The following is a 733-nucleotide window of genomic DNA, read 5'->3' on the forward strand; positions in this document are numbered from 1 at the left end:
ATGCGAGAATAGTATAAATAACTTACTTGCAGGCGTATCATATCATTCGCAGTCTAACGATATAAACCTTTCAATTATCAACCCACTGCAGACTTACCGGAATGTTTAATGCTCCTCGGACATCCCGTCTATATACGTATTTCCCGGATCAGGGTGCCCCATGATTCCTTCCAAATCCCATGCAGATAAGGCCATATCAGCAATATCATGGGTAACGCTGAGCATATACATGCTCATCGCCGTCTCGCTCTCCCTGCTCGCGATATTCTCGTTCTACGACGTCATTCTCCAGGTAGTAGCGCTCGTTCACGCCGAAGACATGACACAGGGCATACTCGGGGTGCTGCACGCGCTCCTCCTGACCCTCATCATCGTGGAGATCCTGGAGACGGTGACGGCGTATTTCAGGACAAACAGAGTGCTCGTGACGCCGATCCTGATTGCAGGCATCACCGCAATGGTGCGGCGGGTGCTGACCTTCGGGGTCGAACCCCTCGAACCCGTCGATATCGGGATGACACTCGTGGCGATCCTCGTGCTGACGATCGCGATCGTCTATATCGGGAAGCAGGAACGCGTGGATAGCCGCTAGGGGCGGGAGCAGCGACCCGAAACGATACCGGATGGGGCGCAAAAATCCTGATTTTGAGAGCGAGGACGATCAGCGCGCCACGAAGAGCTCGTCAAACTGGGTGCGAACCTGATTCAGCCGTTCTTCCTGAATCTTGATGCT

Annotated in this window: 1 protein-coding gene; it reads left to right on the forward strand. The window is 53.5% G+C overall.

Annotated features, from left to right (window positions below; genetic code table 11):
• The first annotated feature begins 229 nt into the window (after nucleotides 1–229).
• Nucleotides 230–592, forward strand: coding sequence for a phosphate-starvation-inducible PsiE family protein (locus EI28_RS12550; RefSeq protein ID WP_231476496.1), 363 nt, complete (start codon nucleotides 230–232; stop codon nucleotides 590–592).
• Nucleotides 593–733 lie beyond the last annotated feature (141 nt).

Source organism: Methanoculleus sp. MH98A (assembly GCF_000691865.1).
Taxonomy (GTDB): domain Archaea; phylum Halobacteriota; class Methanomicrobia; order Methanomicrobiales; family Methanoculleaceae; genus Methanoculleus.